Source organism: Aeromonas sp. 160P, from assembly GCF_055193095.1.
The window spans coordinates 3,925,063-3,949,330 of record NZ_JBUXKV010000001.1 but is presented as its reverse complement, the minus strand read 5'-3'; the positions used below and the strand labels follow the sequence as shown (position 1 = coordinate 3,949,330).

Below are 24,268 nucleotides of genomic sequence, written 5' to 3'. Positions count from 1 at the left end.
TCAAGCAATGAATAACAAACTGCGTGGCTACGTGCGTCCTGACGGGGAAGATGCTCCGGTAGAGGCGTGGGGCTGGCCACAGATGGAGGTCGAAGCGGCGGTCGAGACCAATGCCCTCGGTTTTGCGCCTGACTGGTATCAGCAGGAGGAGGAGGTCGTTGAGCCGGAGCCAGAACCGGAGCCGCTGCCGAGTATTACCGCTCAAGAGCTGGAGGCGATCCGCCAGGCTGCCTGGGAAGAGGGTATGGCCGAAGGTCATGCCGCTGGCTTTGCCAAGGGACAAGAAGAGGGCAAGCTGGAAGGCCTGCAACAGGGGCACCAGGTTGGGCTGGAGCAGGGCAAAGAAGAGGGGCTTGCCATGGGGCGCGACCTGGTTGATCAGGAGATCGCCCACTGGCAGGGGCTGGTCTCCCGCCTTGCCACTCCGCTGAGTGAGCTGGATCAAGCGGTGGAGCAGCAGCTCATCTCGCTGGTGATGCAACTGGCACGTACACTTATTCGCCATGAAGCAGAGACCTCCCCCCGCATCTTGCTGGAAGCGCTGAAACAGGGGTTGGCGCTGCTCCCTGCCGCCGAACAGGGGGTGACCCTGATGCTCCATCCCGATGACCTCGCCCGGGTTGAGCAGGCATTCGGAGCGGAAGAGTGTGCCAAGCGCCAGTGGCGATTGCAGAGCGATCCCACTCTCTCCCCCGGTGATCTGCAGCTGGCAACGGTACTCTCCAGCATCGACTTGACCCTCTCGGGACGCATCGAACAGCTGCTGCGCAACTTTTTGCGGGACAATTCGTCATCGCAAAATCCGGTCTCGCAGGACGCTCGTCCATAACGAAGGCCGGACTCTTGTCCGGCTGAATCTTTTATCTCTCAGGAGGCCAGATGAGCGGCTCGTTACTCACCAGATTGCAAGGGTATCGGGTGCGCGGTATTGCCCCCAAGCCCCCCGTAGCCGGTAAATTGACCCGGGTAGTGGGTCTGACGCTGGAAGCCATCGGCTGTAGTGCGGCGATCGGTGCCCTTTGCCGCATCGATACTCAAGATGGCGAGCTGGAGGCCGAAGTGGTGGGTTTCTCCGGTGATCGGCTGTTTTTGATGCCGAGTGAACAGCTCAAGGGGGTTATTCCTGGCGCCCGGGTGGTGCCGATGACCGAGGAGCATGGCATTCCGGTTGGCATGAATTTGCTGGGCCGGGTCATCGACGGTATCGGACAGCCGCTGGATGGTCTCGGCCCCATTCTCTCCTCTCAAACGGTGCAGTTTGCCCAGCACCGCATCAACCCGCTCTCACGCCGCCCGATCCATCAACCGATGGACGTAGGGGTGCGCGCCATCAACGCCGTGTTGACGGTAGGACAGGGCCAGCGGATGGGGCTGTTTGCCGGTTCAGGCGTCGGCAAGTCGGTGCTGCTCGGTATGATGACCCGTGGCTCGGTAGCCGACGTGGTCGTGGTGGGGCTAATCGGTGAACGGGGCCGGGAAGTGAAAGAGTTTATCGAAGACATTCTGGGTGAGGAGGGGCGAGCCCGCTCTGTGGTGGTGGCGGCGCCAGCTGATGCCTCGCCGCTGATGCGTCTCAAGGGGTGTGAAACGGCGCTGGCCATTGCCGAGTATTTTCGCGATCAGGGGCTCAACGTCTTGCTGCTGATGGATTCGCTGACTCGTTACGCTCAGGCTCAGCGTGAAATCGCGCTGGCGGTGGGCGAGCCGCCAGCAACCAAGGGCTACCCGCCCTCGGTGTTTGCCAAATTACCGGCGCTGGTGGAGCGGGCGGGGAACGGCAGTGATGGCCAGGGCTCCATCACCGCCTTCTTCACCGTACTGACCGAGGGGGATGACCTGCAAGACCCCATCGCCGATGCGGCGCGGGCGATCCTTGATGGTCACATAGTGTTGTCGCGCGAATTGGCCGATGCGGGCCACTATCCGGCCATCGATATCGAAAAATCAATTAGTCGGGTCATGCCCATGGTCACCTCGCCGGAACATATGGATTTGGCGCGTACCCTCAAGCAGTTCTACTCCCTTTATCAGCAGAACCGGGACCTCATCACCATCGGCGCTTACAGCCAGGGATCCGATCCCCGCATCGACCGCGCCATCATTCAAAAACCCTATCTGGATCAGTTCTTGCAACAGGGAATGCGCGAGGTCATTCACTATGATGATGGCCTGCAAGCCTTGCAGATGGTGGCCATGCCACTGATGCGTTGATAACGGCGTTGATGGAGGAGGTCGGCCATGAGTAAAGGGTTGCTATTGTTGGCTGATCGGCTGGTGGAGGCGGAGCAGCAGTGTGCGCTGGCGCTGGTGAAGGCGCAGCAGGATCTCAAGCTGTTCATGGATCAGCAAAACGCCCTTAACCAATATCGTCAGATCTATCACCAGCAGTGGACCGATCGCGGTCTGCAAGGGATCACCGCCCAGCAAAACACTCAGTATCACGCTTTTATCAGCAAGCTTGAGCAAGCGGCTACCCAGCAGTACGAAGGGGTGCTGCAGGTGCGTCAGGCGCTGGAGTTGCGCCGTGAAGAGTGGCTGGCGGCCCAACAGCGGCGTAAGGCTGTCGAGTTGTTGTTGAAGAAGCAGGCGGGCCGCGAGCAGCAGAAAGCCCAGCGTCAGGAGCAGAAAATGCTGGATGAATACGCCATGCTGCGCCGCTTTCATCAAGCTGGCCTGTAACTTGCTTTGATCTGGACATAGTCGGGGGCCATCGCTTTGGGGGCCGCCAGAATTCAGGGATCCCATCATGATGCAGACACTGTTGACACAAGCTCCCCCAACTGTGGCTAACGGTTTGGATAAAGCGCCTTTGAGCGGTTCCGTCGAGAGCAAAAGCATCGATGGGGGAACCAGCAGCGACAGCAAGGGTGATTTCGCTACCCTGATTGCCAAGGCCCAGAACAGTGAACAGGGCGCCGCCGAGGCCACTCAGGGCGGTAACAATGCCCGATCAGCCAAATCTTTGGCGACCGAGAGCACCTCTCCCAAAGAAGAGACCAGCAAGGAGCAGGATCCTGACGCCGACAACAAGGTGGAGGAGGTCCCAGCCACCGACTTTCTGCTGCGTCTGCAAGACTCCCTCAAGCTGGATACCTCGCTAGTGACGCCCCAGCTGGCGGTGGCGCCCCAACAGAGCGCCACTGCGGTAGACGGCAATCCGTTGCCGCAACAGGGTGAGCAGGAGGGCATTGCGCTTGATGAAAGCGAACAGGCCCCTGCCGCAGCAAGGATTGCCCGCCAGCTTGCCAGTCAGGCCGAGGCGCAATCGCCGCTGACAACGACCGGAAAATCGACTCTTGATACCACGGTATCGCCCTCTGCGGCGCGAGGGGTGGCGCAGGGCGATGCCTCTTCCGCCACCCTCCCCTCTGAGGGGGAAGATGCCGCAACCACCCCGGATGGGCAGTCCGGGGAGAAAGCCTCTGCCAAGGGAGAAACCCTCGGGGCAGATGGCAAGCACACCAAGCCTCTCACGGTGGCAGAGCGGATGGCCCAGCTGGCCAAGGTGTTGCCGGTCGATGAGTCGACAAGCACCACCAAACCCGGTGAGTCACCCGCAGCGAAAGACGCTGGCGACAGCAGATCCGACCCCGCAGCCAGCAACGCCGTGACTGGCAAGGGACAGACTGCGCAAGCAGCGACTCAGGGGGCAGCCCTCAAGGCATTCAGCGAGGGGGTCAAGCAGCCTGAGGCGGGTGCTGCTACCGCAGAGGGCAGTGGTGCAGCTGGCAAGGGGACAGAGAAGAGTGCTGCCGAGGGTAGCCCGCAGCCAGCCACTGCCGCATCAGCCAATCAAGGGGCGACGGCGCAAAGTACTGCAGCAAGTGCCGCAGCCCAGAGCAGTGTGACGCCCAATGTTACGGCCCAAACCGATAGCGCCGCCGCGCCGGTGATGGTAGCGCCGCAGCAGGTGTTGGCACAGGCCGAATCCCAGGGGCCGCAAGCGCCGCTGTCGACCATTTCAGCTGGCATCAAGCAGATGGAAGTGACGGGCACCGACGAGGTACGCAAAGCGGTGCAGCTGGAGGTAAAACCGAAGGCTGCTGAGGTGGACAAGAGCCTCCTTGCCACGGCATCGAGCAGCGAAAGCAGCCAGAGCCAAACGGTACAACATAGTCAGCACACCCAGACCCAGGCTCAGGTGGCCGACAGCCGGACTCCCGCTGCAGAGGGCACATTACGCCGTGAGCCAGCACAATTACCTCATCTGAAGTTGGCCGGCCAGGAGGCACCCGCCGAGTTGCACCAGAAGGTCAACGTGATGCTGGCGGAAAAACTGCAGCAGGCGGAGATCCAGCTCGATCCCCTTGGCCTTGGCAAGATGAAAATCCAGATCCAGATCGGTGCCGACAGCCAGGCCAACGTGCATTTCGTGGTACAACATGGGCAGACTCGCGAGATGCTGGAGCAGTCGATGCCCCGGCTGCGGGAGATGCTGGCAGGACAGGGGATCCAGCTTGGCCAGACCCAGGTTCAACAACAGTCACAACAGCAGCAACAGCAACAACAGGGACAGCCAGCCTTTACCGGACAGGGTCAGCAGGGGCAGGGTAGTGGTCAGTCGAGCTCAGGTAACAGGCAAGATGAGGGAAATATTACAACGTCGACCCTGAGTGTGCTGGTGGGATCGGAAAACAGCAGCGCAATTGATTTCTATGCTTGATGCAATCCCGAGTAAGTTTATGATATCGAACAAGTTTGAGACTAGGGTGGACAAGGGATGGCAGACGATACCGAATTGACGCTAAAAGACCCGGCTGCGGGTAAAAAAAAGAAGCTGATCATTATCATTGCTCTGGCGGTCATTTTGCTGGGCGGTGGTGGCGCGGGTGCCTTCCTGATGCTCTCCGGCTCGGAGAGACCACCAGCAGAAGCGGCCGAAGGAGAAGGGGCCAAGCCCAAGGTAGAAGCACCTCAACCCTCCCTCTATGTAGGAATGCCACGCCCCTTCGTATTCAACGTTGCGGGTGCCCAACGGGATCGGCTGGTGCAGATCAAGATCCAGCTGATGGTGCGGGGCACGGCCGACGAGGCCTTGGCCAAACAGAATATTCCCCTTATTGAAGGTACTTTGCTGCGGGTATTCAGCGCGGCCAGTGCCGAGCAGCTGATGACCTTTGAAGGCAAGGAGAAGCTGCGTAAGGATTCACTGGAAGAGTGCCGTCGGGTGCTCAAGGACCTGGTCTCTTCCCCCGTTATCGAACAAGTGCTGTTTACCGGCTTTGTGATGCAGTAGGTGGAAGCGTGAGCGATCTGTTAAGTCAGGACGAAATTGATGCCCTCTTGCACGGTGTCGATGATGTCGAAGAGGAGGAGATAGGCTCGGCGGGGGATCCCGGCGTTGCCCAGTTTGACTTCTCCTCCCAGGACCGCATCGTCCGTGGTCGCATGCCGACGCTGGAGCTGGTGAACGAACGTTTCGCCCGCCACATGCGGATCAGCCTGTTCAACATGATGCGTCGTACCGCCGAGGTCTCTATCAACGGGGTGCAGATGCTCAAGTTTGGCGAGTACGTTCACACCCTGTTCGTGCCGACCAGTCTCAACATGGTGCGTTTTCGTCCGCTCAAGGGCACGGCCCTGATCACCATGGAAGCCCGCTTGGTCTTTATCCTGGTGGAGAACTTCTTCGGCGGCGATGGCCGTTATCACGCCAAGATCGAAGGGCGTGAATTTACCCCCACCGAGCGGCGCATTATCCAGATGCTGCTCAAACTGGTGTTCGAAGATTACAAGGATGCCTGGGCACCGGTGATGGATGTGGGCTTTGAGTACCTCGATTCTGAAGTGAATCCGGCGATGGCCAACATCGTCAGCCCAACCGAGGTGATTGTGGTCAGTTCGTTCCACATTGAACTCGATGGTGGTGGCGGCGACTTCCACGTGGCGATGCCTTACTCCATGCTGGAACCGATCCGCGAACTGCTTGATGCCGGTGTGCAGAGTGACAAGGGCGACACTGACGTGCGCTGGAGCAAGGCACTGCGCGACGAGATCATGGACGTCAAGGTCGAGATGCGGGCCAAGTTGCTGGAAACCGAGCTGACCCTGCGCGAACTGATGGAGCTGCGACCTGGCGATATCATCCCGGTCGATATGCCGGAAAATCTGCTGGTCTATGTGGAAGACTTGCCGACCTTCCACGCCAAGATGGGTCGTACCAAGGACAATGTGGCACTCAAGATCACCGATAAACTCAAGCGCCCGGAAGGGGTAAAGACCGAGATGCATCTGGTGACCCGGGGCGGTGTACGTATTGATGGCGAGGCCGAGCTGGAAGAGCTCGAGCGCAGTATCGAAGATCAACAGCGATAATCGACGGTTTATTGCGATAAACGGTCACGAAGTAGCATAAGGAAACAAGATGAGCGGAACTGAGGAAGAGGATTTGATGGCTGATGCCTGGGCTGCGGCACTGGAGGAGCAGGTCATTGCAGAAGCCAAACCGGCCCCGCTGGAAGAGCTGAAAGATGATGCTCCCATCAGTGCTGAGGAGCGGCGCAAGCTCGACACGATTCTCGATATTCCGGTGACCATCGCCATGGAGGTGGGCCGTAGCCAGATCAGTATTCGCAACCTGCTGCAGTTGAACCAGGGCTCGGTAGTGGAGCTGGATCGCGTCGCGGGTGAGCCGCTGGACGTGCTGGTCAACGGCACTCTGATCGCCCACGGCGAGGTGGTGGTGGTGAATGACAAGTTCGGTATCCGTCTGACCGACGTTATCAGCCAGATTGAAAGGATCAAGAAGCTCAAATGATGCGCCTCCTGTTGTTACTGCTGCCGGTACCGGCCTTTGCCGAGACTGGGGCATCAGCCAACGCGCCCAGTTTGAGTTCCTGGCTGCTCTCCAGCTTGATGGTGATTGGCCTCATTTTGGTGCTGGGTTTTCTGCTCAAAAAGAGCAAGCTTGCCACTGCCATGGGTGGCGGGCAGATGAGAGTCATCGCCTCGTTGCCGGTGGGTTACAAAGAGAAGCTGCTGGTGGTCAAGGTGGGTGAACAGCAACTGCTGGTCGGAGTGACGCCACAACAGGTTAACTTCCTCTGTCGGCTGGAGGAGCCGCTGGACGAGAGCCAGCCACAGGCGTTTTCACAACAGCTTGGCAAATTGATGGGCAAGCATGAAAAAAGCTAACGGTTTATTGCTGAAAATGGGGCTGCTGGTCAGCTTGCTGATACCACTGTTCTGCTCTTGGCCCGCGCTGGCGCAAGACGCCATGTCGGCGGTGACCGTCAAGACCATGGGGGATGGCTCCCAGGAGTACAGCCTGACCCTGCAAGTGCTGGCGCTGATGACCGCGCTCTCTTTCTTGCCTGCCATGGTGATCATGATGACCTCGTTTACCCGCATCATAGTGGTGCTGGGTATCTTGCGTCAGGCGATCGGTTTGCAACAGAGCCCCTCCAACCAGGTGCTGATCGGCATTGCGCTGTTTATGTCGTTCTTCATCATGTCGCCGGTGCTGGACCGGATTAATGATGAGGCGCTGCAACCCTATCTGGCCGAGACCATTCAAGCCAAGGAGGCGCTGGAGCGTGCTACATTGCCCATCCATCAGTTCATGCTGGCCCAGACCCGGATCAAGGATCTCAATACCTTTATGGAGATCGCCAACGTGCAGGTGGAGAAGCCTGCCGAGGTGCCACTGCGGGTGCTGATCCCGGCATTTGTGACCAGCGAGCTGAAAACCGCCTTCCAGATTGGCTTTATGCTGTTTTTGCCATTTCTGGTCATCGATCTGGTGGTGGCCAGTATCCTGATGGCGATGGGGATGATGATGCTCTCGCCGATGATCGTCTCGCTGCCCTTCAAACTGATGCTGTTTGTGATGGTGGATGGCTGGAACCTCATTCTGGGGTCACTGGCTAACAGTTTCGGACTGGGTGCCGGTTAGCCGGTGTGGAGCAAGGAGCCCGAACATGAGTCCTGAAACCTTTGTCGACGTTTTTCGCGAGGCACTCTGGCTGGTGACCATCATGGTATGTGCCGTGATCCTGCCCAGTCTTGCCATCGGGCTAGTGGTCGCCATCTTCCAGGCGGCCACCTCCATCAACGAACAGACCCTGAGTTTTCTGCCCCGTCTTATCGTGACCCTGTTTGCGCTGGGAGCGGGTGCTCACTGGGGCTTACAGAGTCTGATGGAGTTCTTCGTGTTGATGGTGAACCAAATCCCCGAGGTGGTGGGATGACCTATACAACCGCTCTGATCATGGAGTGGTTGTCTTCCATTCTCTGGCCGCTGGCACGAGTAAGTAGTCTGCTGATGGTGATGGCGGTATTTGGCAGCCGCCTCGCCCCTGCGCGAGTACGGATGGGGCTGGCCCTTGCCATCACTTTTCTGATTGTCCCGCTGTTGCCGAAAATGCCCCCCATCGAACTTTTCTCTGCCGGCAGCTTTCTGGTATTGGGCCAGCAGTTGCTGATCGGTATTGCCCTCGGCCTGATGACCCAGTTTCTGATGGAGAGCTTCGTGATGGCCGGTCAGGTCATTGCCATGCAGACCAGTCTGGGTTTTGCCACTCTGGTGGACCCGATGAATGGCCAGTCGGCCCCCGTGGTGGGTCAGTTCTATCTGATGTTGGCAACCCTGGTGTTTCTGGCGCTGGATGGTCATCTGATCATGCTGCGGCTGGTGATCCTCAGTTTTGAGACGTTACCAGTATCGGACAGTGGGCTGTCTCTGCCAGCCATCCGCACCCTGATCGGTTTTCTCGGGGTGATGTATCAGGCATCGCTGGTGATGTCGCTCTCCGCCATCGTTGCGCTGCTGCTGATCAACTTTGCTTTTGGCGTCATGACTCGGGCCGCGCCGCAACTCAACATCTTCAGCATCGGTTTTGCGGTCAGCATGATGTCGGGTCTATTGATCCTCTGGCTCACCATTGGTGGTTTCCTCGGCCATTTCGACATGATGTGGGAGCGGGTACAAGAGGTCAGCTGCGAGCTGATCAACACCCAATGCTTTGGTGGTGCCCATGGCTGATACCGATCAGGAACGTACCGAACAACCCACGGGCAAACGACTGCAACAGGCCCGTGATAAAGGGCAGATTGCACGTTCAAAGGAGCTGGGCACCGCCAGCGTCCTGCTGTCAGCAGTATTCGGCCTGCTGATGCTCAAGGGCTCGCTGGCGACCGCAATGATCAAAGTCGTCACCATGGGCTTTACCCTGGATCGGGAGCAGGCGTTTGATCCCAACGCCATGATCGCCATGGTGCCCGCGCTTCTGGCGGAATTGGTCCTTCCGCTGGGGCTGTTGTTCGCCCTGGTGGCCGTTGCCGCCTTTATCGGTAACACCCTGATGGGAGGGATGAATTTTTCGACAGAAGCTATGCTGCCAAAATGGAGCAAACTGAGCCCGCTCAGTGGCTTGAAACGGATGTTCGGGGTGCAGTCGCTGATTGAGCTGGTCAAGTCCATCGCCAAGGTGGTGTTTATTACCCTGTTTGCCTGGTGGATGCTCTCCAGCCAGTTCAATCACCTGCTTAACCTCTCCATGGAGGGATTCCCCGGCGGCATCATAGACGCCCTTGAGCTGTTTCTCTGGATGTTGATCATCCTCTGTTGTGCCCTGCTTCCGATTGTTGCCATCGATGTGCCGTTCCAGCAGTGGAACCACATGCGTCAACTCAAGATGACCAAGCAGGAGGTGAAGGACGAGTTCAAGGACAGCGAAGGCAAGCCCGAGGTAAAGAGCAAGATCCGCCAGTTGCAGATGCAGATGGCGATGCGCCGGATGATGGGGGATGTGCCCAAGGCCGATGTGGTGATCACCAACCCGACCCACTACTCGGTGGCGCTCAAGTATGATGCAGGCAAACCCGGAGCCGCACCCAAGGTAGTGGCCAAGGGCACTGATGAAATCGCAATGAAGATCAGGGAGATAGCCAGGGAATACGAGATCCCGATTATGCCCTCACCTGAGTTGACCCGGGCTATTTATCATTCCACCGAGATTGGCCACGAGATCCCGGAAGGGCTGTTTGCGGCGGTTGCCCAAGTGCTTGCCTATGTCTTCCAACTGAAAAAATTCCGCCGTGGTCAGGGACGCCGTCCTCAGACGCTGGCCAAAGACCTCCCCATCCCGACCGAATACCGAAAATGACAAAGTTCTGACGCAATAATAATAAAATCATTTAACTTCAATGGCTTGGTGTTTTGGCTTGATGCTTGCATTAATCTGACACCAGCACGTTGAAATTGAGAAAGACGATGGAATTCAAGGCATCTTTGGGCCGCTTGAAAGAGTACAGAGGGTTACTGACCACCGGGTTCGGTACTCCGTTACTGGTACTGGCCGCCTTGGGTATGGTGGTGTTGCCCATTCCACCTTTGATGCTGGATGTGCTCTTCTCGTTCAACATTGCGCTCTCCATTGTGGTGTTGCTGGTCGCCGTTTACACCCGCCGTCCCCTCGAATTTGCCGCCTTTCCCACCGTGTTACTGCTCGCCACCCTGCTGCGGTTGGCGCTTAACGTTGCGTCAACCCGGGTGGTGTTGCTGGAAGGTCATAATGGCACCGCGGCGGCGGGCCATGTGATCGAGGCGTTCGGTAAGGTGGTGATCGGTGGTAACTATGCGGTCGGTATCATCGTCTTTACCATCCTGATCATCATCAACTTTGTGGTCATTACCAAGGGTGCGGGGCGGATCGCGGAGGTGAGCGCCCGGTTCACCCTGGATGCGATGCCGGGCAAGCAGATGGCCATCGATGCCGACTTGAACGCCGGGCTCATCAATCAGGAAGAAGCCAGGAAGCGTCGGCAAGAGGTCACGCAGGAGGCCGACTTCTACGGCTCGATGGATGGTGCCTCCAAGTTTGTCAAAGGGGATGTCATCGCGGGCATCATGATCCTCTTTATCAACATCATCGGCGGCTTCATCATCGGGATGATGCAGCACCAGCTGACCTTCGCGGAATCGGCAGAGATTTACACCTTGCTGGCCATCGGTGATGGCCTGGTGGCGCAGATCCCCTCGCTGTTGCTCTCTATCGCCGCCGCCATCATAGTGACCCGGCAAAATACCGATCAGGATATGGGCACTGCGGTGCTGGGTCAGTTGTTTGACAATCCCAAAGCACTGATTATCTCTGCCGGCATTCTGCTGATGATGGGTCTGGTGCCGGGTATGCCTCACTTGGCATTTTTGGGGTTGGGGGCGGTATCTGCAGCAGGCGCCTGGTGGTTGTTGCGCCGCGAGAAGCTGGCAGCGGCCAAAGTCGCCAAGGGTGAGCTGATGCCTGCTACCAACGAACAGCCTCATGAGCAGAAAGAGCTGAGCTGGGACGATGTGATGCCGGTCGATATCATTGGCCTTGAAGTGGGTTATCAGCTGATCCCGCTGGTGGATCGCAACCAGGGTGGGGAATTGCTCAACCGGATCAAAGGGGTGCGCAAGAAGCTCTCGCAAGAGTTGGGATTTCTGGTGCCGGCCGTGCATATTCGCGACAACCTGGATCTGGCGCCTAACCAGTACCGCATCACCTTGATGGGGGTCAGCACCGGCGAGGCCAATGTTTACCATGACAAAGAGATGGCTATCAATCCGGGTCAGGTGTTTGGTCAGCTGCAGGGGATTGCCACCAAGGATCCCGCCTTTGGACTGGAAGCGGTCTGGGTTGCCAAAGATCAGGTGTCCCAGGCACAGACACTGGGTTATACAGTCGTGGATACTGCCACTGTAGTGGCAACCCATATGAGCCAGATCCTCACCAACCATGCGGCTTTGTTGCTGGGTCATGATGAGGTACAACAGCTGCTCGATATGATTGGCAAACACCAGAGCAAGCTGGTGGAAGGGTTGGTGCCGGAAGTGATTAGCATGGGTAACCTTGTGAAGGTATTGCAGAATTTGCTCAATGAAGGCGTGCCAATCCGCGATATGCGCACTATCCTGCAGACCCTGGTTGAATACGCGCCGCGCAGCCCGGATCCGGAAGTGCTTACAGCGGCCTGCCGGATTGCCCTGCGCCGCCTGATTGTGCAGGAGATTGCCGGCCCTGATCCCGAGTTGCCGGTGATTACCTTGGCGCCGGAATTGGAACGTATATTGCATCAATCTCTGCAGGCAGGTGGCGGTGATGGTGCCGGTATTGAACCTGGCCTGGCCGAGCGGATGCAGCGATCACTGGTGGAAGCCACGCAACGACAAGAACTGGAAGGCCAGCCAGCCGTGCTTCTGACATCGGGGATCTTGCGTAATACCTTGGCGAAATTTGTCAAGAATGCCATTCCTGGATTGCGCGTTCTGTCTTATCAGGAAGTGCCCGACGACAAGCAGATTCGCATCGTCAGCGCAGTAGGGCAGAACTAGTTAGCGGAGATGACGGGTGAAGATTAAGCGGTTTTTTGCCAAGGACATGCGAACGGCTCTGGCCGAGGTCAAGGAGACTCTCGGGCCAGATGCGGTGATCATGTCCAACAAGAAGGTCACCGGTGGGGTCGAGATAGTCGCCGCAGTCGATTATCAATCCCAGGTCCCGGGGCCTAAAGATGCGCCGGTTCGCCGTCAACTGAATGACGAGAGCGTCAATATTTCGTCTGCCGGACGGCAGATGACTCGCCCTGAACCGACTCAGGCGAAGGAGCAGAACGAACATTATGCCGATACCCTGGCCGCATTGCTGGCTCGCCAGCAAAAGCTCAAGCCGGGCAACGCTGCCGCCATGAGCAGCACTCAGTCAGCTGGCCTGGCGGCAGCCAATACCGCGCCCAGAACATTGGCCGAACAGGGGCAGTGGGGCGCAGCCCCTGAGCCCGCCAAGCCAAAAGCCCGGGCTGCAACGCTGGGGCGGCCCGCGCAGCCAGCACCTCGCGAACAAGAGATGGAAGGGATGCGCAAGGAGATGGCCAGCATCCGAAAGTTGCTGGAACACCAGATTTCCGGGCTGATGTGGCAAGAGGTAGAGCGCCGTGAGCCAATGCGGGCATTGCTGATCAAAGAACTCAAGAAGATGGGCTTTGATGATGCGTTTGCCGATCAACTGGCGGGGCTTATCCCCGAGGATATGTCCATCCACCAGGCCATGGCACAGCTGGCAGAGGTATTGACGGGTCAGCTCAAGATCAGTGAAGACGAGATTTTACGTCAGGGGGGGGCGGTGGCGCTGCTAGGCCCGACCGGGGTAGGCAAGACCACCACCATCGCCAAGCTGGCGGCACGTTTTGCCATGAAGTATGGCGCCGAGCAGGTGGCGCTGATCACCACCGACAACTACCGGATCGGTGCCCATGAACAGTTGCAGACCTATGGTCGGATCATGGGTTGCCCGGTGCGGCAGGTGCGTGATGCCGAAGAGCTGGCTACCGCACTCTATCAGTTCCGTCATCGGCGTCTGGTGCTCATCGATACGGCCGGGGTTGGCCAGCGGGATATCCGCTTGACCGAGCAGCTCGATACCCTGGTCAAGAATGCCAAGGTACGGATCCGCAGCTATCTGGTGATGTCTGCGACCTCCCAGCGTCGGGTGATGCAGGAAGCGGTGGACCATTTCCGGCGGATCCCATTGAGCGGCTGCATACTTACCAAATTGGACGAGAGTCTGAACCTGGGCGAAGTGATAAACGTGTGTATCCAGAATGCCTTGCCAATCAGCTATATCACTGACGGGCAAAGGGTTCCGGAAGATATTCAGGTTGCCAATGCGGCGCAGCTCGTCGGAGCGGCCATGGGCTCGCTGGAGCGAGAAACAGAAGAGCCCTATTTCTGGGGCGCAGGCTTTGGCGAGGCCGAAGATTCGGAGTTTTATGAGTAACATACATATGGATCAGGCGAGTGGTCTGCGCAAAATGCGTCAAAACAATCGAGTAAAAGTAATCGCCGTGTCCGGTGGCAAGGGTGGCGTGGGCAAGACCAACGTGACCCTGAACGTGGCGGGAGCCATGGCGGCCCAAGGTAAACGGGTGCTAGTGCTGGATGCTGACTTGGGGTTGGCCAACGTCGACGTCATGCTGGGGCTACGGGTTCATCGTAACCTCTCTCATGTACTGGCTGGCGAATGCACCATAGATGACATCATTGTCGAAGGCCCTTATGGCATGATGATTGTACCCGCGACCTCGGGCACCCAATCGATGGTGGAGCTCTCGTCAGTGCAGCATGCCGAGCTTATCAGGGCGTTCAGCGAGATGAAGACCCAGGTCGATATCCTGATGGTGGATACGGCGGCGGGGATCTCCGACATGGTGCTGAGTTTCACCCGTGCCGCTCAGGACATCATGGTGGTGGTGTGTGATGAGCCGACCTCTATTACCGATGCCTATGCCCTGATCAAGATCCTCTCCAAGGATCACGGCGTGTTTCGCTTTAAAGTTGTGGCCAACATGGTGCGTAGCCTGCGTGAAGGGCAGGAGCTCTTTGCCAAGTTGACCAGGGTGACAGACCGCTTCCTCGACACCTCCCTGGAGCTGGTTGCCTGCGTGCCTTACGACACGAATTTACGTGCGGCAGTACGTAAACAGAAACTGATTGTTGAAGCGTTTCCCAAGTCGCCGGCTGCGCTGGCATTTAGGGCGCTGGCCAACAAGGCGGCGAGCTGGCCGGTGCCAAACCAGCCAGGTGGTCACCTGGAGTTTTTCCTGGAAAACTTGTTGCAAAAACCGGCCACGACACAGGAAGGTTCCCGTGAATAAAGCCCAAGCGTACTTGCGTCATCAGGATTCCTATGTGCTGGTGGAGCGCCATGCTCCTCTGGTCAAGCGAATTGCCCAGCATTTGTTGGCTCGCCTGCCCAGCAGTGTCTTGCTGGATGACCTGATCCAGGCAGGTATGATTGGGTTACTCGAAGCTTCTCGCAATTTTGACGGTAGCAAGGGCGCCAGCTTCGAAACCTACGCCGGGATCCGCATCCGTGGCTCCATGCTCGATGAAATTCGTCGTGGCGACTGGGTGCCGCGCTCTGTCCATCGCAACAGTCGCGCTATTGCCGAGGCTATCGAGAATGTCGAACAGGCTCATGGACGGGATGCTCGGGATACCGAAGTGGCGGTCCAGATGGGGGTCTCCATCAATGACTATCACGCCATGCTGCAGGATGTCTCATGCGGCAAGATTATCGGTATCGAAGATCTGGGGATCAGTGAGGATGTGATCGGGCACCCTGATGATGGGCCTGCAGGCACCGGATTTGATGAATTGGCAGCGGAGCGATTTCAAATTGCATTATCTGAGCAAATTGGTCGCTTACCCGAGAGAGAAGCGTTGGTTCTCTCTCTTTACTACGATGAAGAGCTAAATTTACGCGAGATTGGCGACGTTTTGAACGTGAGTGAGTCCCGTGTCAGCCAGATCCACAGCCAGGCAATGCACAGATTACGTGCTCGTTTGAGAGATTGGCATCTATAAGTGTTTGTACTGGCTACACTGAGATGAAACTCTAGGGCATAATCCGCACGACACAACCCGTCTTTAGCATCATGTAAGTGAGCCACTCTGGTGGCTATTTAGGAGGGAATTTTGGACAAGAACATGAAAATCCTCATTGTTGACGATTTTTCAACGATGCGCCGGATTATCAAGAACTTGCTGCGCGACTTGGGGTTCAACAATACCCATGAAGCGGACGATGGCAATACAGCGTTGCCGATGCTGAAAAACGGTGATTTTCAGTTTGTGGTTACCGACTGGAATATGCCCGGCATGCAAGGGATTGACCTGCTTAAGGCCATTCGCGTTGATGACAAGCTCAAGCATTTGCCGGTACTGATGGTCACGGCGGAAGCCAAGCGTGAGCAGATCATCGAAGCCGCACAGGCTGGCGTTAACGGTTACATCGTCAAGCCTTTCACCGCAGCAACGCTCAAAGAAAAGCTCGATAAAATTTTTGAACGTATCGGCTAAGGAGCTGCAGGGATGATGGCCAAAACGAGAGCAATGATTTCGCTCGACCAGGCAAGGATGCTTGTTGCTCATTTAGAACAGGATGAATTTGAGCTGGCCGATGAACTGCTTGCCGATGTGTGTGCCCCCAACGCAGCCGATCTGTTTGACAAAGTAGGTCAGCTGACCCGACAACTACATAATTCACTGCAAGAATTTCGTCTCGACCCCCGTATTCCCGATTTGGCTACGCATGAGATCCCTGATGCGCGGGAACGCCTCAGCTACGTTATAGATATGACGGACAAGGCTGCTAACCGAACCATGGATGCAGTGGAAGCGAGTCTGCCGATAGCGGATCGCCTTAATGACAATATTCAGCTGGTGCTGCCGAACTGGAATGCGTTGATGTCCCGCGACATGAGCCTGGGACAGTTCAAAGCGTTATGTCACCAACTCGATGATTTTATTAAGGCTTCAGCCACAGATGCCGATAAATTAAGACAACTGCTGACAGAGATCCTGATGGCGCAAGATTTTCAGGATTTGACTGGTCAGATGATCCGCAAGGTCATCAAACTGGTTCAGGAAGTTGAAACAAAATTAATTGAAATGCTGACCATGTGTGGTGAAGCCTCTGCAGAGCATTCAACTCGCAGCCTTCCTGTTAACGGGATTGAAGCAGAAGGCCCCATCATGAACCCTGAGACGCGTGCCGATGTGGTTAATGGTCAGGATGATGTGGACGATCTGCTGTCTAGCCTGGGATTCTAATGGAGTGACGCATGGCCTTCGAAGTTGATGAAGACATACTGCAAGACTTTCTGGTCGAAGCATCCGAAATATTGGAACAGTTGTCTGAACAACTGGTCGACTTGGAAAAGCGGCCTGATGACAAGAACCTGTTAAATGCCATCTTTCGTGGTTTCCATACCGTAAAAGGTGGAGCAGGCTTTCTGTCGTTGGGTGAACTGGTTGACGTATGCCACGGCGCGGAGAACGTGTTCGATATCTTGCGCAATGGTAAACGTTCAGTCACCGCTGAGTTGATGGATGTAATCCTGCAAGCGCTGGATGCCATCAACGTCATGTTCGCCCAGGTTCAAAACCGCGAACCGCCAAGCCCCGCTTCTGCTGAAGTCCTGCATGACTTACATGAACTCTGCAAGCCAGAGGGCGAGGAGCAGTTGCTAACTGCTTCGGCGAATAATAGTTCGCCAGCCGAGAGCACTGGATCAGCGGAGATCGTCGAAGCGGCTGTCGAGCTAGAGGTGATCGCTGAACCCTTGCCTGTTAATGGCGGTGGCTCTATCGATGAAATTTCAGCGGATGAATTTGAACGTCTGCTGGATGAGTTGCATGGTGCCGGAGGCGCGCCAACTCCGGTTGCTGCGGTATCGGCTCCTGTTGCCGGTGGTACCGGTGATATTACTGATGATGAGTTTGAAGCACTCTTGGATCAGCTCCATGGTCAAGGCGCACATATTGGGGCGCCAGAGGTTAATCCATTGGCATCGGTGCAAAAAGAGGTTGATGCACTGATCGATGATGATGAGTTCGAACGTCTGCTTGATGAGTTGCATGGTCGTGGTCAGGCACCTCAAACCACAATGGCTGCTGCACAGCCTCCCGTTGCGGTTACGCCACCGGCACCACCTAAGCAGGCCGCGCCTATCCCACCTGCAGTGCCGGTCAGTAAACCGGCGCCCGTTTCCCCTGCCAAACCCGTAGAGGCACCCGTAAAAGCGCCAGCCCCGGTCGCCAAGGCCGCGCCCGCCGAAAATGCAGTACAAAGCGATACCACTGTACGTGTAGATACCAAGACCCTGGATGTCATCATGAACATGGTGGGTGAGTTGGTACTGGTGCGTAACCGCTTGGTGAGCTTGGGGATTGCGAGTAACGATGAAGATATGTCAAAGGCGGTCGCCAATCTGGATGTGGTGACTGCTGACCTGCAAGGTGCGGTGATGAAAACCCGCATGCAGCCAATCAAGAAGGTATTTGGTCGCTTCCCGCGCGTGGTGCGCGATCTGGCGCGTACTCTCAAAAAGGATATTGAGTTGGTCATGGTCGGTGAAGAGACCGATCTGGATAAGAACCTGGTGGAAGCACTGGCAGATCCGCTTGTTCACCTGGTGCGCAACTCTTGCGATCACGGGGTCGAAATGCCGGATGTGCGCGAAAAGGCAGGCAAGCCTCGGCAGGGGACTATTACCCTGAGTGCTTCCCAGCAAGGCGATCATATTCTGCTCTGCATCGAAGATGATGGGGCGGGAATGGATCCTGAGAAGCTCAAGTCCATTGCCATCAATCGTGGTGTACTGGATGCAGATAGTGCTGCTCGGATGAGTGACAATGATGCCTACAACCTGATTTTTGCTCCGGGTTTTTCGACAAAATCAGAGATCTCGGACATCTCCGGCCGTGGTGTCGGGATGGACGTGGTAAAAACCAGCATTGTCAGCCTCAACGGTTCGGTGCATATCGATTCAACTTGGGGTAAAGGCACCCGTCTTGAGATCAAGGTTCCCCTGACTCTGGCAATCCTGCCGACCCTGATGGTGGAAGTGGGTGAGCAGACCTTTGCGTTACCTCTTGGCTGCGTGAACGAGATTTTTCACCTGGATCTGAAAAAGGCCAACATGGTTGATGGTCAACTCACCATCATTGTGCGTGACAAGGCGATACCGCTCTTTTATTTGCATAAATGGTTGATCCGCGGCTCCAACAAGCGCTCTCGTCAGGATACTGGTCATGTGGTGATCGTGCAGATCGGCACTCAGCAAATTGGCTTTGTCGTCGATAGCCTGATTGGCCAGGAAGAGGTAGTGATCAAGCCCCTGGATAACCTGTTGCAAGGCACGCCCGGTATGGCTGGCGCAACTATTACCAGTGATGGCGGGATTGCCCTGATTTTGGATGTGCCGAGTCTGCTCAAAGCATATGCGCGTAGACATTAATAGCTCAGGCCCAAGGAGTTAGAAAAATAACAATGGCAGTCAAGGTATTAGTTGTCGACGACTCGAGCTTCTTTCGCCGTCGGGTAAGTGAAATCATCAATCAGGATCCTATGCTGACGGTGATCGACACGGCTCAGAATGGACGGGAAGCGGTGGACAAGGCGATCTTGCTGCGCCCTGATGTGATCACCATGGACATCGAGATGCCCGTGATGGATGGCATCAGTGCGGTGCGGGAGATCATGGCAAAGTGTCCGACACCCATTCTGATGTTCTCCTCCCTGACCCATGAGGGGGCTAAATCAACCCTTGATGCGCTGGATGCCGGAGCTCTCGACTTTTTGCCCAAAAAGTTTGAGGACATCGCCAGAGACAAGGACGAGGCGGTCAAATTGTTGCAGCAGCGGGTGAAGGAGATCTCCCGCAAGCGCTTCTTGATGGCTCCGTCTGCTCGTCCCAAAGCTCCGGAGCCTGTTGCTCGCACTCCATTGGGTAGTGCCGCGCCCAGGGCTACGGAGCGTCAAGCTGATTCGCTGCGCCCTGCTACAACAGCGTCATTCAAGCGCAGTGGCAAGACATACCAGCTGGTGGCGATTGGTACTTCTACCGGTGGGCCTGTGGCACTGCAAAATGTGCTGACCAAGTTGCCTGGGGATTTCCCTCATCCGATCCTGCTTATTCAGCATATGCCCGCGACCTTCACGGCTGCGTTTGCTGCTCGGCTCAATGGTCTGTGCCAGATTGGCGTCAAGGAAGCCGAGGATGGTGATGTGCTCAAACCAGGTCATGCCTACCTGGCTCCCGGTGGCAAGCAGATGTTGCTAGAGGGACGTGGCGCCGGTGCCCGCATCCGGATCATTGATGGCAATGATAAGGTGAACTACAAGCCTTGCGTGGATATCACCTTTGCTTCTGCCGCCAAAACCTATGGCGATAAGGTGCTAGCCATAGTGCTGACGGGAATGGGGGCTGATGGTCGTGATGGTGCTCGACTGCTGAAAGAGCAGGGCTCTACCATCTGGGCACAGGATGAGGCTTCCTGCGTGGTGTATGGCATGCCGCAGGCTGTTGCCAAAGCGGGTATTGCCAGCGAATCACTTCCTCTGGACAAAGTGGCCCAGCGTATTCTGGTTGAGTTGGGGCGCTAATCATGGGGTTGCTTGGTCTGCTCCTGGCGTTGGGGGCTATGGCTATTGCCCAGCTGTGGCATGGCGGCTCACTGCTGACTCTGGTGGATGGCCCTGCCTTCCTGATTGTGCTGGGCGGCACCTTCGGCGCCGTGATATTGCAGACTCCCGCCAAATATATCCTGCTGGCTCTGCGGCAACTGTTATGGATTGTTACCCCCCCGCGACAAGATCTTTCTGTGCAAGCCGAGCGGCTGCAATCCTGGGCTGTCTTCGCTCGCCAGCAGGGGTTGCTGGCGCTTGAGAACCAAGCCGAGCAGGAAGAGGACAACTTTACCCGTCAAGGGCTTGGTATGATTGTTGATGGTGTATCTACCGACGATATTCGTATGTTGCTCGAAGCAGACATCGATATCGAACAAGAGCGCAATGAGCATGCTGCCAGGGTATTCGAGTCAATGGGCGGATACAGTCCGACCATCGGGATCATCGGTGCCGTGCTGGGCTTGATCCAGGCCATGTTTCATCTGGAAGATCCTTCCGTCTTGGGGGCTGGTATCGCAGTGGCATTTGTAGCAACCATTTATGGTGTGGGGTTTGCCAACCTGATTTATCTGCCCATCGCCAACCGGTTACGCGCCTTTCACTACCATTACGGACTGTTTCAGGAGATGACTCTCGAAGGGCTGTTGGCCATCGCTCATGGGGAGAATGGTATGCAGGTTGAACGTCGGCTCAGGGCCTATCTGAAGGGAGAGTAACCATGCGTAAGCGCTATCGGTTGCACTTGCAGGGCGGTGATCATCTTGATCGCTGGTTGGTCTCCTATGCCGATTATATGACGCTGATCTTTGCTCTTTTTGTGGTGCTCTATTCCGTGGCGCTAGTAAATAAGGACAAATATCGTGCAGTCATTGATGGCATGAGCCAGGCATTTAATGTTGTCCCCTCCCATAACGCCGGTTTGTTGGACGGCCAAGGCAATACACTGCTAAACAATGCTGTTTCTGCTGAACCTTCGCTATTGGACGGACCTACAGCGCAGGCCCCTTCACTTGCCCCTATTTCTGGTATCCCTATTCAACAAGATGGCACCACTCTGGCCACACTCGATGTACAGTTGCAACAGAGCATGGGATCGTTGGTGGACGCAGGGATAGTCAAACTGACGCAAGATGAAAACTGGTTGACCATAGAACTGAGCTCCGGATTGCTGTTTAGCAGCGGTAGCGCCTTCATGGGACCAAATGCAGCGCCCATCATTAATACTCTTTCAAGTATTTTAAAACCGGTCGATAACTATGTAAGAGTCAGGGGCTATACAGATAACCAACAGATTAATAATGAAATTTATCGCTCGAATTGGGTGCTTTCTGCCGCGAGAGCAGAGGCTGTGCTCAGTGGCTTGGTCACAAATGGCATTGCCCCCCAGCGGCTGGCTTTCGAGGCGTATGGTGAGTTTTCCCCCTTCGCAGACAATGGTAGCGAGCAGGGGCGGTTACAGAATCGCAAAGTGGTGGTCGCTATTTCGAAGTTTGCCTGGGTGCCCCCTGCTCCTGCCGTTGTCAGCCCGGTGGCTGCTGAACCGGCACCAGCAGTGAACAATGCAGTGGATGTGGGAAAGATCAAGGTGATCTCCTTGCCCGGTGGTGGCATACGCATAACAACAAGGCAGGATTGATAACGTGATTGTTTGGACGGTTGCCAACCAAAAGGGGGGAGTGGGTAAAACCACCACAGTGGTCTCGATTGCCGGGATCCTGGCCCAACGTGGCCAACGGGTGCTGTTGATAGACACTGACCCTCATGCATCCCTGACCGCTTATCTTGACTTTGATTCGGATCGGCTGGACGGCACCCTCTATGAGTTGTTTCAAGCGGTTAAACCGACCGCCGAGCTGGTCAATAAACTCACACTGAGAACCCAGTTCGAGCATATTCATCTATTACCGGCCTCAATAACCCTTGCCACGCTCGATAGAGTGATGGGTAATCGGGAGGGGATGGGACTGGTTATCAAGCGAGCGCTGCTACGGATTCAAGATCAGTACGACTATGTATTAATCGATTGCCCGCCGGTACTGGGGGTGATGATGGTCAATGCGTTGGCCGCTTGTGATCGCATTCTAGTGCCTGTCCAGACCGAATTTCTGGCTCTGAAAGGGCTGGAAAGAATGATGAAAACATTCGAGATTATGCAGCGTTCCAAGCGGGACAAGTTTCGTTATACCGTCATCCCGACCATGTTTGATAAACGAACTCGAGCCTCTCTGATGACCTTGAAATCGATCAAGGATCAATACGGTGACTCGGTATGGAATGCAGTGATCCCGATTGATACCAAGTTTCGCGATGCCAGCTTGCTACATATTCCACCGTCCATTTACTCTCCCGGGAGCCGTGGGACTTATGCCTACGAGACACTGCTCAATTATCTCGACTCCCTCGAGCGGCAGCGAATGCATGAGGTAATGCCATGAGCGATACCATTCAAGTGCGGGCGATGGATGACTATTTTCACTCCTTGCTACTCGACGAGCCGCTGGCTCTGGATGAGGTGGAGGAGGAGCCACCGACACCAGTACTGCAGATGCAGCGCAAGAGCATACCTGATCTGGTGGTGGCCCCCTATCTGGAGAATGACCCGCGTCTTGCCCAGTTGGGGGAGTTGCTTGCACAGGTTGGGCAAGTTCAGTTCGAAAATGATCTGTTTACGCATGAGGTCACAGTTACAGCTCCGCTGGAGATAGTGGCTGAAGAGTCATTGTTACCGGTAGAACAGGAATGGCCTGCAGAGATCATGTCTCCTGCGATCGTGGAACCACATACCACAATCCTGACCGAGACTGTGTTGGAGGTAGCTCCGATAGAAGCTAGCGCTCCGGTTGCCTGGGAGAATATCGATACCGGCAAAGAGTTTCAGGCGCTATTTTTTGAAGTCGCTGGCGTTACTTTCGCTGTTCCTCTGACCGAACTTGGCGGGATCCATCAGTTGGGCGAGATCACCTCCCTCTTCGGCCAACCAGCTTGGTATAAGGGGCTCATGACTTCCCGCGAGCAGAAGATGAATGTGGTAGATACAGCCCAGTGGGTCATGCCCGGCCAGCATCTGGAGATGGATAGTTACAAATATCTGATTATGCTCGGTGAATCCCCTTGGGGATTAGCCTGCCATCATCTTAAAGGAACCGAATTATTACACCGAGACCAGGTGAAGTGGCGACATCAGGAGGGTAAGCGCCCCTGGTTGGCTGGCATGGTCAAAGAAAAAATGTGCGCCCTGCTGCATGTTCGTGAACTGCTCTTGTTATTGGAGCGTGGGGTTAACATAGAAGGTCGCTGATAACTTCTGCAATCGAGCTGTTTTATTGCTAGTTTTAGCAGTAGACATTTTCATAAAAGGAATAAAAACATGACAGGAAAGCGCAATATCGCACAGAATCTGGCCGAAGATGAAGTGCTGCAATGGGTAACCTTTCAACTGGAAAACGAAACCTATGGCATCAATGTGATGCAGGTTCAGGAAGTGTTGCGCTACACCGAAATCGCGCCTGTTCCTGGTGCGCCCGAGTACGTGCTAGGGATCATTAACCTGCGTGGCAATGTGGTGACTGTCATCGATACGCGCTCCCGTTTTGGCTTGCCATCCGGTGATGTCAGTGAAAATTCTCGCATTGTGATCATCGAGGCCGAAAAGCAGGTCATCGGCATCATGGTGGACAGTGTGGCGGAAGTTGTTTATCTGCGTTCCTCCGAAATTGATGCAGCACCCGCTGTCGGGACCGAGGAGAGCGCCAAGTTCATTCAGGGGGTCAGTAACCGTGATGGGCAACTGTTGATCCTGGTTGACTTGAACAAGCTGCTCTCTGATGAAGAGTGGGAAGATATCGGTTCCCTCTGATGAATAAGGTGATGTTTTGATAATCGAGATAGTTGCCTTGGGGTTGTCCCTGATTGCCTTGCTGTTTGCTTTTTATATCTGGTTCCAAAGCAAGCGTAGCAAACAGGAGTCCGAGGCGAGCGTGACGACCCTGCAGGGTCAACTGGAGAGCTTGCGCAAGCAGATGATGGAGCTTCATACCGGGGCGATAGGCATGGGGCAGCGCTTGCAGTCAGTAGAAGGGACAATGCAGCAGGTCAATGATCGTCAGCAAGAGCTGACAATGCAAGATCCCGAGCGACGGCTTTACAGTCGCGCAGCCAAGATGGTCGAACTGGGCGCTGATCTGGATGAGGTCATGAGTGAATGCGAGTTGCCAAAGGCAGAAGCAGAGCTCTTGATATCGTTGCGCAAAGGTCGCTCTTGAGGATTCAGGAAGGCAATCGCCTTCCTGAACTTTATTGGGCCGGTTGTGTTC

The 24,268-nt window shown here is 55.9% G+C and carries 26 protein-coding genes; all 26 read left to right on the top strand.

The window, feature by feature from the left end; genetic code table 11:
• Positions 1-7 precede the first annotated feature (7 nt).
• Positions 8-829, top strand: a complete 822-nt coding sequence (fliH, locus tag ACY8FN_RS18305) for a flagellar assembly protein FliH (RefSeq protein WP_438578566.1) — start codon at positions 8-10, stop codon at positions 827-829.
• A gap of 50 nt (positions 830-879) precedes the next feature.
• Positions 880-2,211, top strand: coding sequence for a flagellar protein export ATPase FliI (gene fliI, locus ACY8FN_RS18300; protein ID WP_042020271.1), 1,332 nt, complete (start codon positions 880-882; stop codon positions 2,209-2,211).
• Between the two features lie 27 nt (positions 2,212-2,238).
• Positions 2,239-2,679: a flagellar export protein FliJ gene (fliJ, locus tag ACY8FN_RS18295; RefSeq protein WP_042020272.1), complete on the top strand. Its 441-nt coding sequence runs from the start codon at positions 2,239-2,241 to the stop codon at positions 2,677-2,679.
• A gap of 67 nt (positions 2,680-2,746) precedes the next feature.
• The gene (locus ACY8FN_RS18290) at positions 2,747-4,663 is read left to right on the top strand and encodes a flagellar hook-length control protein FliK (RefSeq protein WP_463100828.1); all 1,917 of its coding nucleotides are present in this window, start codon (positions 2,747-2,749) and stop codon (positions 4,661-4,663) included.
• Between the two features lie 57 nt (positions 4,664-4,720).
• A complete protein-coding gene (fliL, locus tag ACY8FN_RS18285; RefSeq protein ID WP_463100827.1) occupies positions 4,721-5,236 on the top strand; it encodes a flagellar basal body-associated protein FliL in 516 nt (171 codons plus the stop codon).
• An 8-nt stretch (positions 5,237-5,244) separates the two neighbouring features.
• Positions 5,245-6,315, top strand: coding sequence for a flagellar motor switch protein FliM (gene fliM, locus ACY8FN_RS18280; RefSeq protein WP_042020276.1), 1,071 nt, complete (start codon positions 5,245-5,247; stop codon positions 6,313-6,315).
• A gap of 49 nt (positions 6,316-6,364) precedes the next feature.
• Positions 6,365-6,757: a flagellar motor switch protein FliN gene (gene fliN / locus ACY8FN_RS18275; RefSeq protein ID WP_042020278.1), complete on the top strand. Its 393-nt coding sequence runs from the start codon at positions 6,365-6,367 to the stop codon at positions 6,755-6,757.
• On the top strand, positions 6,754-7,134 hold the full coding sequence (gene fliO / locus ACY8FN_RS18270) for a flagellar biosynthetic protein FliO (protein ID WP_042020280.1): 381 nt from the start codon (positions 6,754-6,756) through the stop codon (positions 7,132-7,134). The genes fliN and fliO overlap by 4 nt, the downstream gene beginning before the upstream one ends.
• Positions 7,121-7,894, top strand: coding sequence for a flagellar type III secretion system pore protein FliP (gene fliP / locus ACY8FN_RS18265; protein WP_042020282.1), 774 nt, complete (start codon positions 7,121-7,123; stop codon positions 7,892-7,894). The genes fliO and fliP overlap by 14 nt, the downstream gene beginning before the upstream one ends.
• Positions 7,895-7,919: 25 nt before the next feature.
• A complete protein-coding gene (gene fliQ, locus ACY8FN_RS18260) occupies positions 7,920-8,189 on the top strand; it encodes a flagellar biosynthesis protein FliQ (RefSeq protein ID WP_068976691.1) in 270 nt (89 codons plus the stop codon).
• Entirely contained in the window at positions 8,186-8,983 is a 798-nt protein-coding gene (gene fliR / locus ACY8FN_RS18255; protein WP_463100826.1) for a flagellar biosynthetic protein FliR, read from the top strand. Before fliQ ends, fliR begins: the two co-directional genes overlap by 4 nt.
• Positions 8,976-10,106, top strand: a complete 1,131-nt coding sequence (gene flhB / locus ACY8FN_RS18250) for a flagellar biosynthesis protein FlhB (protein ID WP_463100825.1) — start codon at positions 8,976-8,978, stop codon at positions 10,104-10,106. The genes fliR and flhB overlap by 8 nt, the downstream gene beginning before the upstream one ends.
• A gap of 107 nt (positions 10,107-10,213) precedes the next feature.
• Positions 10,214-12,316, top strand: a complete 2,103-nt coding sequence (gene flhA, locus ACY8FN_RS18245; protein ID WP_101324033.1) for a flagellar biosynthesis protein FlhA — start codon at positions 10,214-10,216, stop codon at positions 12,314-12,316.
• Positions 12,317-12,332: 16 nt separating this feature from the next.
• Positions 12,333-13,757, top strand: a complete 1,425-nt coding sequence (gene flhF, locus ACY8FN_RS18240) for a flagellar biosynthesis protein FlhF (protein ID WP_042020290.1) — start codon at positions 12,333-12,335, stop codon at positions 13,755-13,757.
• Positions 13,750-14,634: a MinD/ParA family protein gene (locus ACY8FN_RS18235; protein ID WP_042020291.1), complete on the top strand. Its 885-nt coding sequence runs from the start codon at positions 13,750-13,752 to the stop codon at positions 14,632-14,634. Before flhF ends, ACY8FN_RS18235 begins: the two co-directional genes overlap by 8 nt.
• Positions 14,627-15,346, top strand: a complete 720-nt coding sequence (locus ACY8FN_RS18230) for an RNA polymerase sigma factor FliA (RefSeq protein WP_101324034.1) — start codon at positions 14,627-14,629, stop codon at positions 15,344-15,346. Before ACY8FN_RS18235 ends, ACY8FN_RS18230 begins: the two co-directional genes overlap by 8 nt.
• A gap of 123 nt (positions 15,347-15,469) precedes the next feature.
• A complete protein-coding gene (cheY, locus tag ACY8FN_RS18225; RefSeq protein WP_005298814.1) occupies positions 15,470-15,841 on the top strand; it encodes a chemotaxis response regulator CheY in 372 nt (123 codons plus the stop codon).
• Positions 15,842-15,853: 12 nt separating this feature from the next.
• Positions 15,854-16,594 (top strand): protein phosphatase CheZ, encoded by a 741-nt coding sequence (locus ACY8FN_RS18220; protein ID WP_101319331.1) that lies wholly within the window; start codon positions 15,854-15,856, stop codon positions 16,592-16,594.
• Positions 16,595-16,605: 11 nt separating this feature from the next.
• The gene (locus ACY8FN_RS18215; protein ID WP_463100824.1) at positions 16,606-18,783 is read left to right on the top strand and encodes a chemotaxis protein CheA; all 2,178 of its coding nucleotides are present in this window, start codon (positions 16,606-16,608) and stop codon (positions 18,781-18,783) included.
• Positions 18,784-18,815: 32 nt separating this feature from the next.
• The gene (locus ACY8FN_RS18210) at positions 18,816-19,931 is read left to right on the top strand and encodes a protein-glutamate methylesterase/protein-glutamine glutaminase (RefSeq protein WP_139728381.1); all 1,116 of its coding nucleotides are present in this window, start codon (positions 18,816-18,818) and stop codon (positions 19,929-19,931) included.
• A 2-nt stretch (positions 19,932-19,933) separates the two neighbouring features.
• Entirely contained in the window at positions 19,934-20,671 is a 738-nt protein-coding gene (locus ACY8FN_RS18205) for a flagellar motor protein (RefSeq protein ID WP_162515848.1), read from the top strand.
• A 2-nt stretch (positions 20,672-20,673) separates the two neighbouring features.
• Positions 20,674-21,591 carry a flagellar motor protein MotB gene (locus tag ACY8FN_RS18200; protein ID WP_139692371.1) on the top strand — a complete coding sequence of 306 codons (918 nt, stop codon included), beginning with the start codon at positions 20,674-20,676 and terminating at the stop codon, positions 21,589-21,591.
• 4 nt (positions 21,592-21,595) lie between these two features.
• Positions 21,596-22,390: a ParA family protein gene (locus tag ACY8FN_RS18195; protein WP_463100823.1), complete on the top strand. Its 795-nt coding sequence runs from the start codon at positions 21,596-21,598 to the stop codon at positions 22,388-22,390.
• Positions 22,387-23,253 (top strand): chemotaxis protein CheW, encoded by an 867-nt coding sequence (locus ACY8FN_RS18190; protein ID WP_463100822.1) that lies wholly within the window; start codon positions 22,387-22,389, stop codon positions 23,251-23,253. Before ACY8FN_RS18195 ends, ACY8FN_RS18190 begins: the two co-directional genes overlap by 4 nt.
• Positions 23,254-23,322: 69 nt before the next feature.
• Positions 23,323-23,811 (top strand): chemotaxis protein CheW, encoded by a 489-nt coding sequence (locus ACY8FN_RS18185; protein WP_042020306.1) that lies wholly within the window; start codon positions 23,323-23,325, stop codon positions 23,809-23,811.
• 19 nt (positions 23,812-23,830) lie between these two features.
• Positions 23,831-24,217 carry a DUF2802 domain-containing protein gene (locus ACY8FN_RS18180; protein ID WP_098972595.1) on the top strand — a complete coding sequence of 129 codons (387 nt, stop codon included), beginning with the start codon at positions 23,831-23,833 and terminating at the stop codon, positions 24,215-24,217.
• The last annotated feature ends 51 nt before the right edge of the window (positions 24,218-24,268 follow it).

What these genes read in the sequence shown, in the direction of transcription:
- ACY8FN_RS18215 (WP_463100824.1), top strand. Translation starts at nt 16,606, where the DNA reads ATGGCCTTCGAAGTTGATGAAGACATACTGCAAGACTTTCTGGTCGAA.
- ACY8FN_RS18290 (WP_463100828.1), top strand. Translation starts at nt 2,747, where the DNA reads ATGATGCAGACACTGTTGACACAAGCTCCCCCAACTGTGGCTAACGGT.
- fliI (WP_042020271.1), top strand. Translation starts at nt 880, where the DNA reads ATGAGCGGCTCGTTACTCACCAGATTGCAAGGGTATCGGGTGCGCGGT.
- fliJ (WP_042020272.1), top strand. Translation starts at nt 2,239, where the DNA reads ATGAGTAAAGGGTTGCTATTGTTGGCTGATCGGCTGGTGGAGGCGGAG.
- fliP (WP_042020282.1), top strand. Translation starts at nt 7,121, where the DNA reads ATGAAAAAAGCTAACGGTTTATTGCTGAAAATGGGGCTGCTGGTCAGC.
- ACY8FN_RS18235 (WP_042020291.1), top strand. Translation starts at nt 13,750, where the DNA reads ATGAGTAACATACATATGGATCAGGCGAGTGGTCTGCGCAAAATGCGT.
- flhB (WP_463100825.1), top strand. Translation starts at nt 8,976, where the DNA reads ATGGCTGATACCGATCAGGAACGTACCGAACAACCCACGGGCAAACGA.
- ACY8FN_RS18185 (WP_042020306.1), top strand. Translation starts at nt 23,323, where the DNA reads ATGACAGGAAAGCGCAATATCGCACAGAATCTGGCCGAAGATGAAGTG.
- fliR (WP_463100826.1), top strand. Translation starts at nt 8,186, where the DNA reads ATGACCTATACAACCGCTCTGATCATGGAGTGGTTGTCTTCCATTCTC.
- flhA (WP_101324033.1), top strand. Translation starts at nt 10,214, where the DNA reads ATGGAATTCAAGGCATCTTTGGGCCGCTTGAAAGAGTACAGAGGGTTA.
- ACY8FN_RS18200 (WP_139692371.1), top strand. Translation starts at nt 20,674, where the DNA reads ATGCGTAAGCGCTATCGGTTGCACTTGCAGGGCGGTGATCATCTTGAT.
- fliL (WP_463100827.1), top strand. Translation starts at nt 4,721, where the DNA reads ATGGCAGACGATACCGAATTGACGCTAAAAGACCCGGCTGCGGGTAAA.
- fliO (WP_042020280.1), top strand. Translation starts at nt 6,754, where the DNA reads ATGATGCGCCTCCTGTTGTTACTGCTGCCGGTACCGGCCTTTGCCGAG.
- cheY (WP_005298814.1), top strand. Translation starts at nt 15,470, where the DNA reads ATGAAAATCCTCATTGTTGACGATTTTTCAACGATGCGCCGGATTATC.
- ACY8FN_RS18190 (WP_463100822.1), top strand. Translation starts at nt 22,387, where the DNA reads ATGAGCGATACCATTCAAGTGCGGGCGATGGATGACTATTTTCACTCC.
- ACY8FN_RS18220 (WP_101319331.1), top strand. Translation starts at nt 15,854, where the DNA reads ATGATGGCCAAAACGAGAGCAATGATTTCGCTCGACCAGGCAAGGATG.
- ACY8FN_RS18205 (WP_162515848.1), top strand. Translation starts at nt 19,934, where the DNA reads ATGGGGTTGCTTGGTCTGCTCCTGGCGTTGGGGGCTATGGCTATTGCC.
- fliQ (WP_068976691.1), top strand. Translation starts at nt 7,920, where the DNA reads ATGAGTCCTGAAACCTTTGTCGACGTTTTTCGCGAGGCACTCTGGCTG.
- fliH (WP_438578566.1), top strand. Translation starts at nt 8, where the DNA reads ATGAATAACAAACTGCGTGGCTACGTGCGTCCTGACGGGGAAGATGCT.
- ACY8FN_RS18210 (WP_139728381.1), top strand. Translation starts at nt 18,816, where the DNA reads ATGGCAGTCAAGGTATTAGTTGTCGACGACTCGAGCTTCTTTCGCCGT.
- fliN (WP_042020278.1), top strand. Translation starts at nt 6,365, where the DNA reads ATGAGCGGAACTGAGGAAGAGGATTTGATGGCTGATGCCTGGGCTGCG.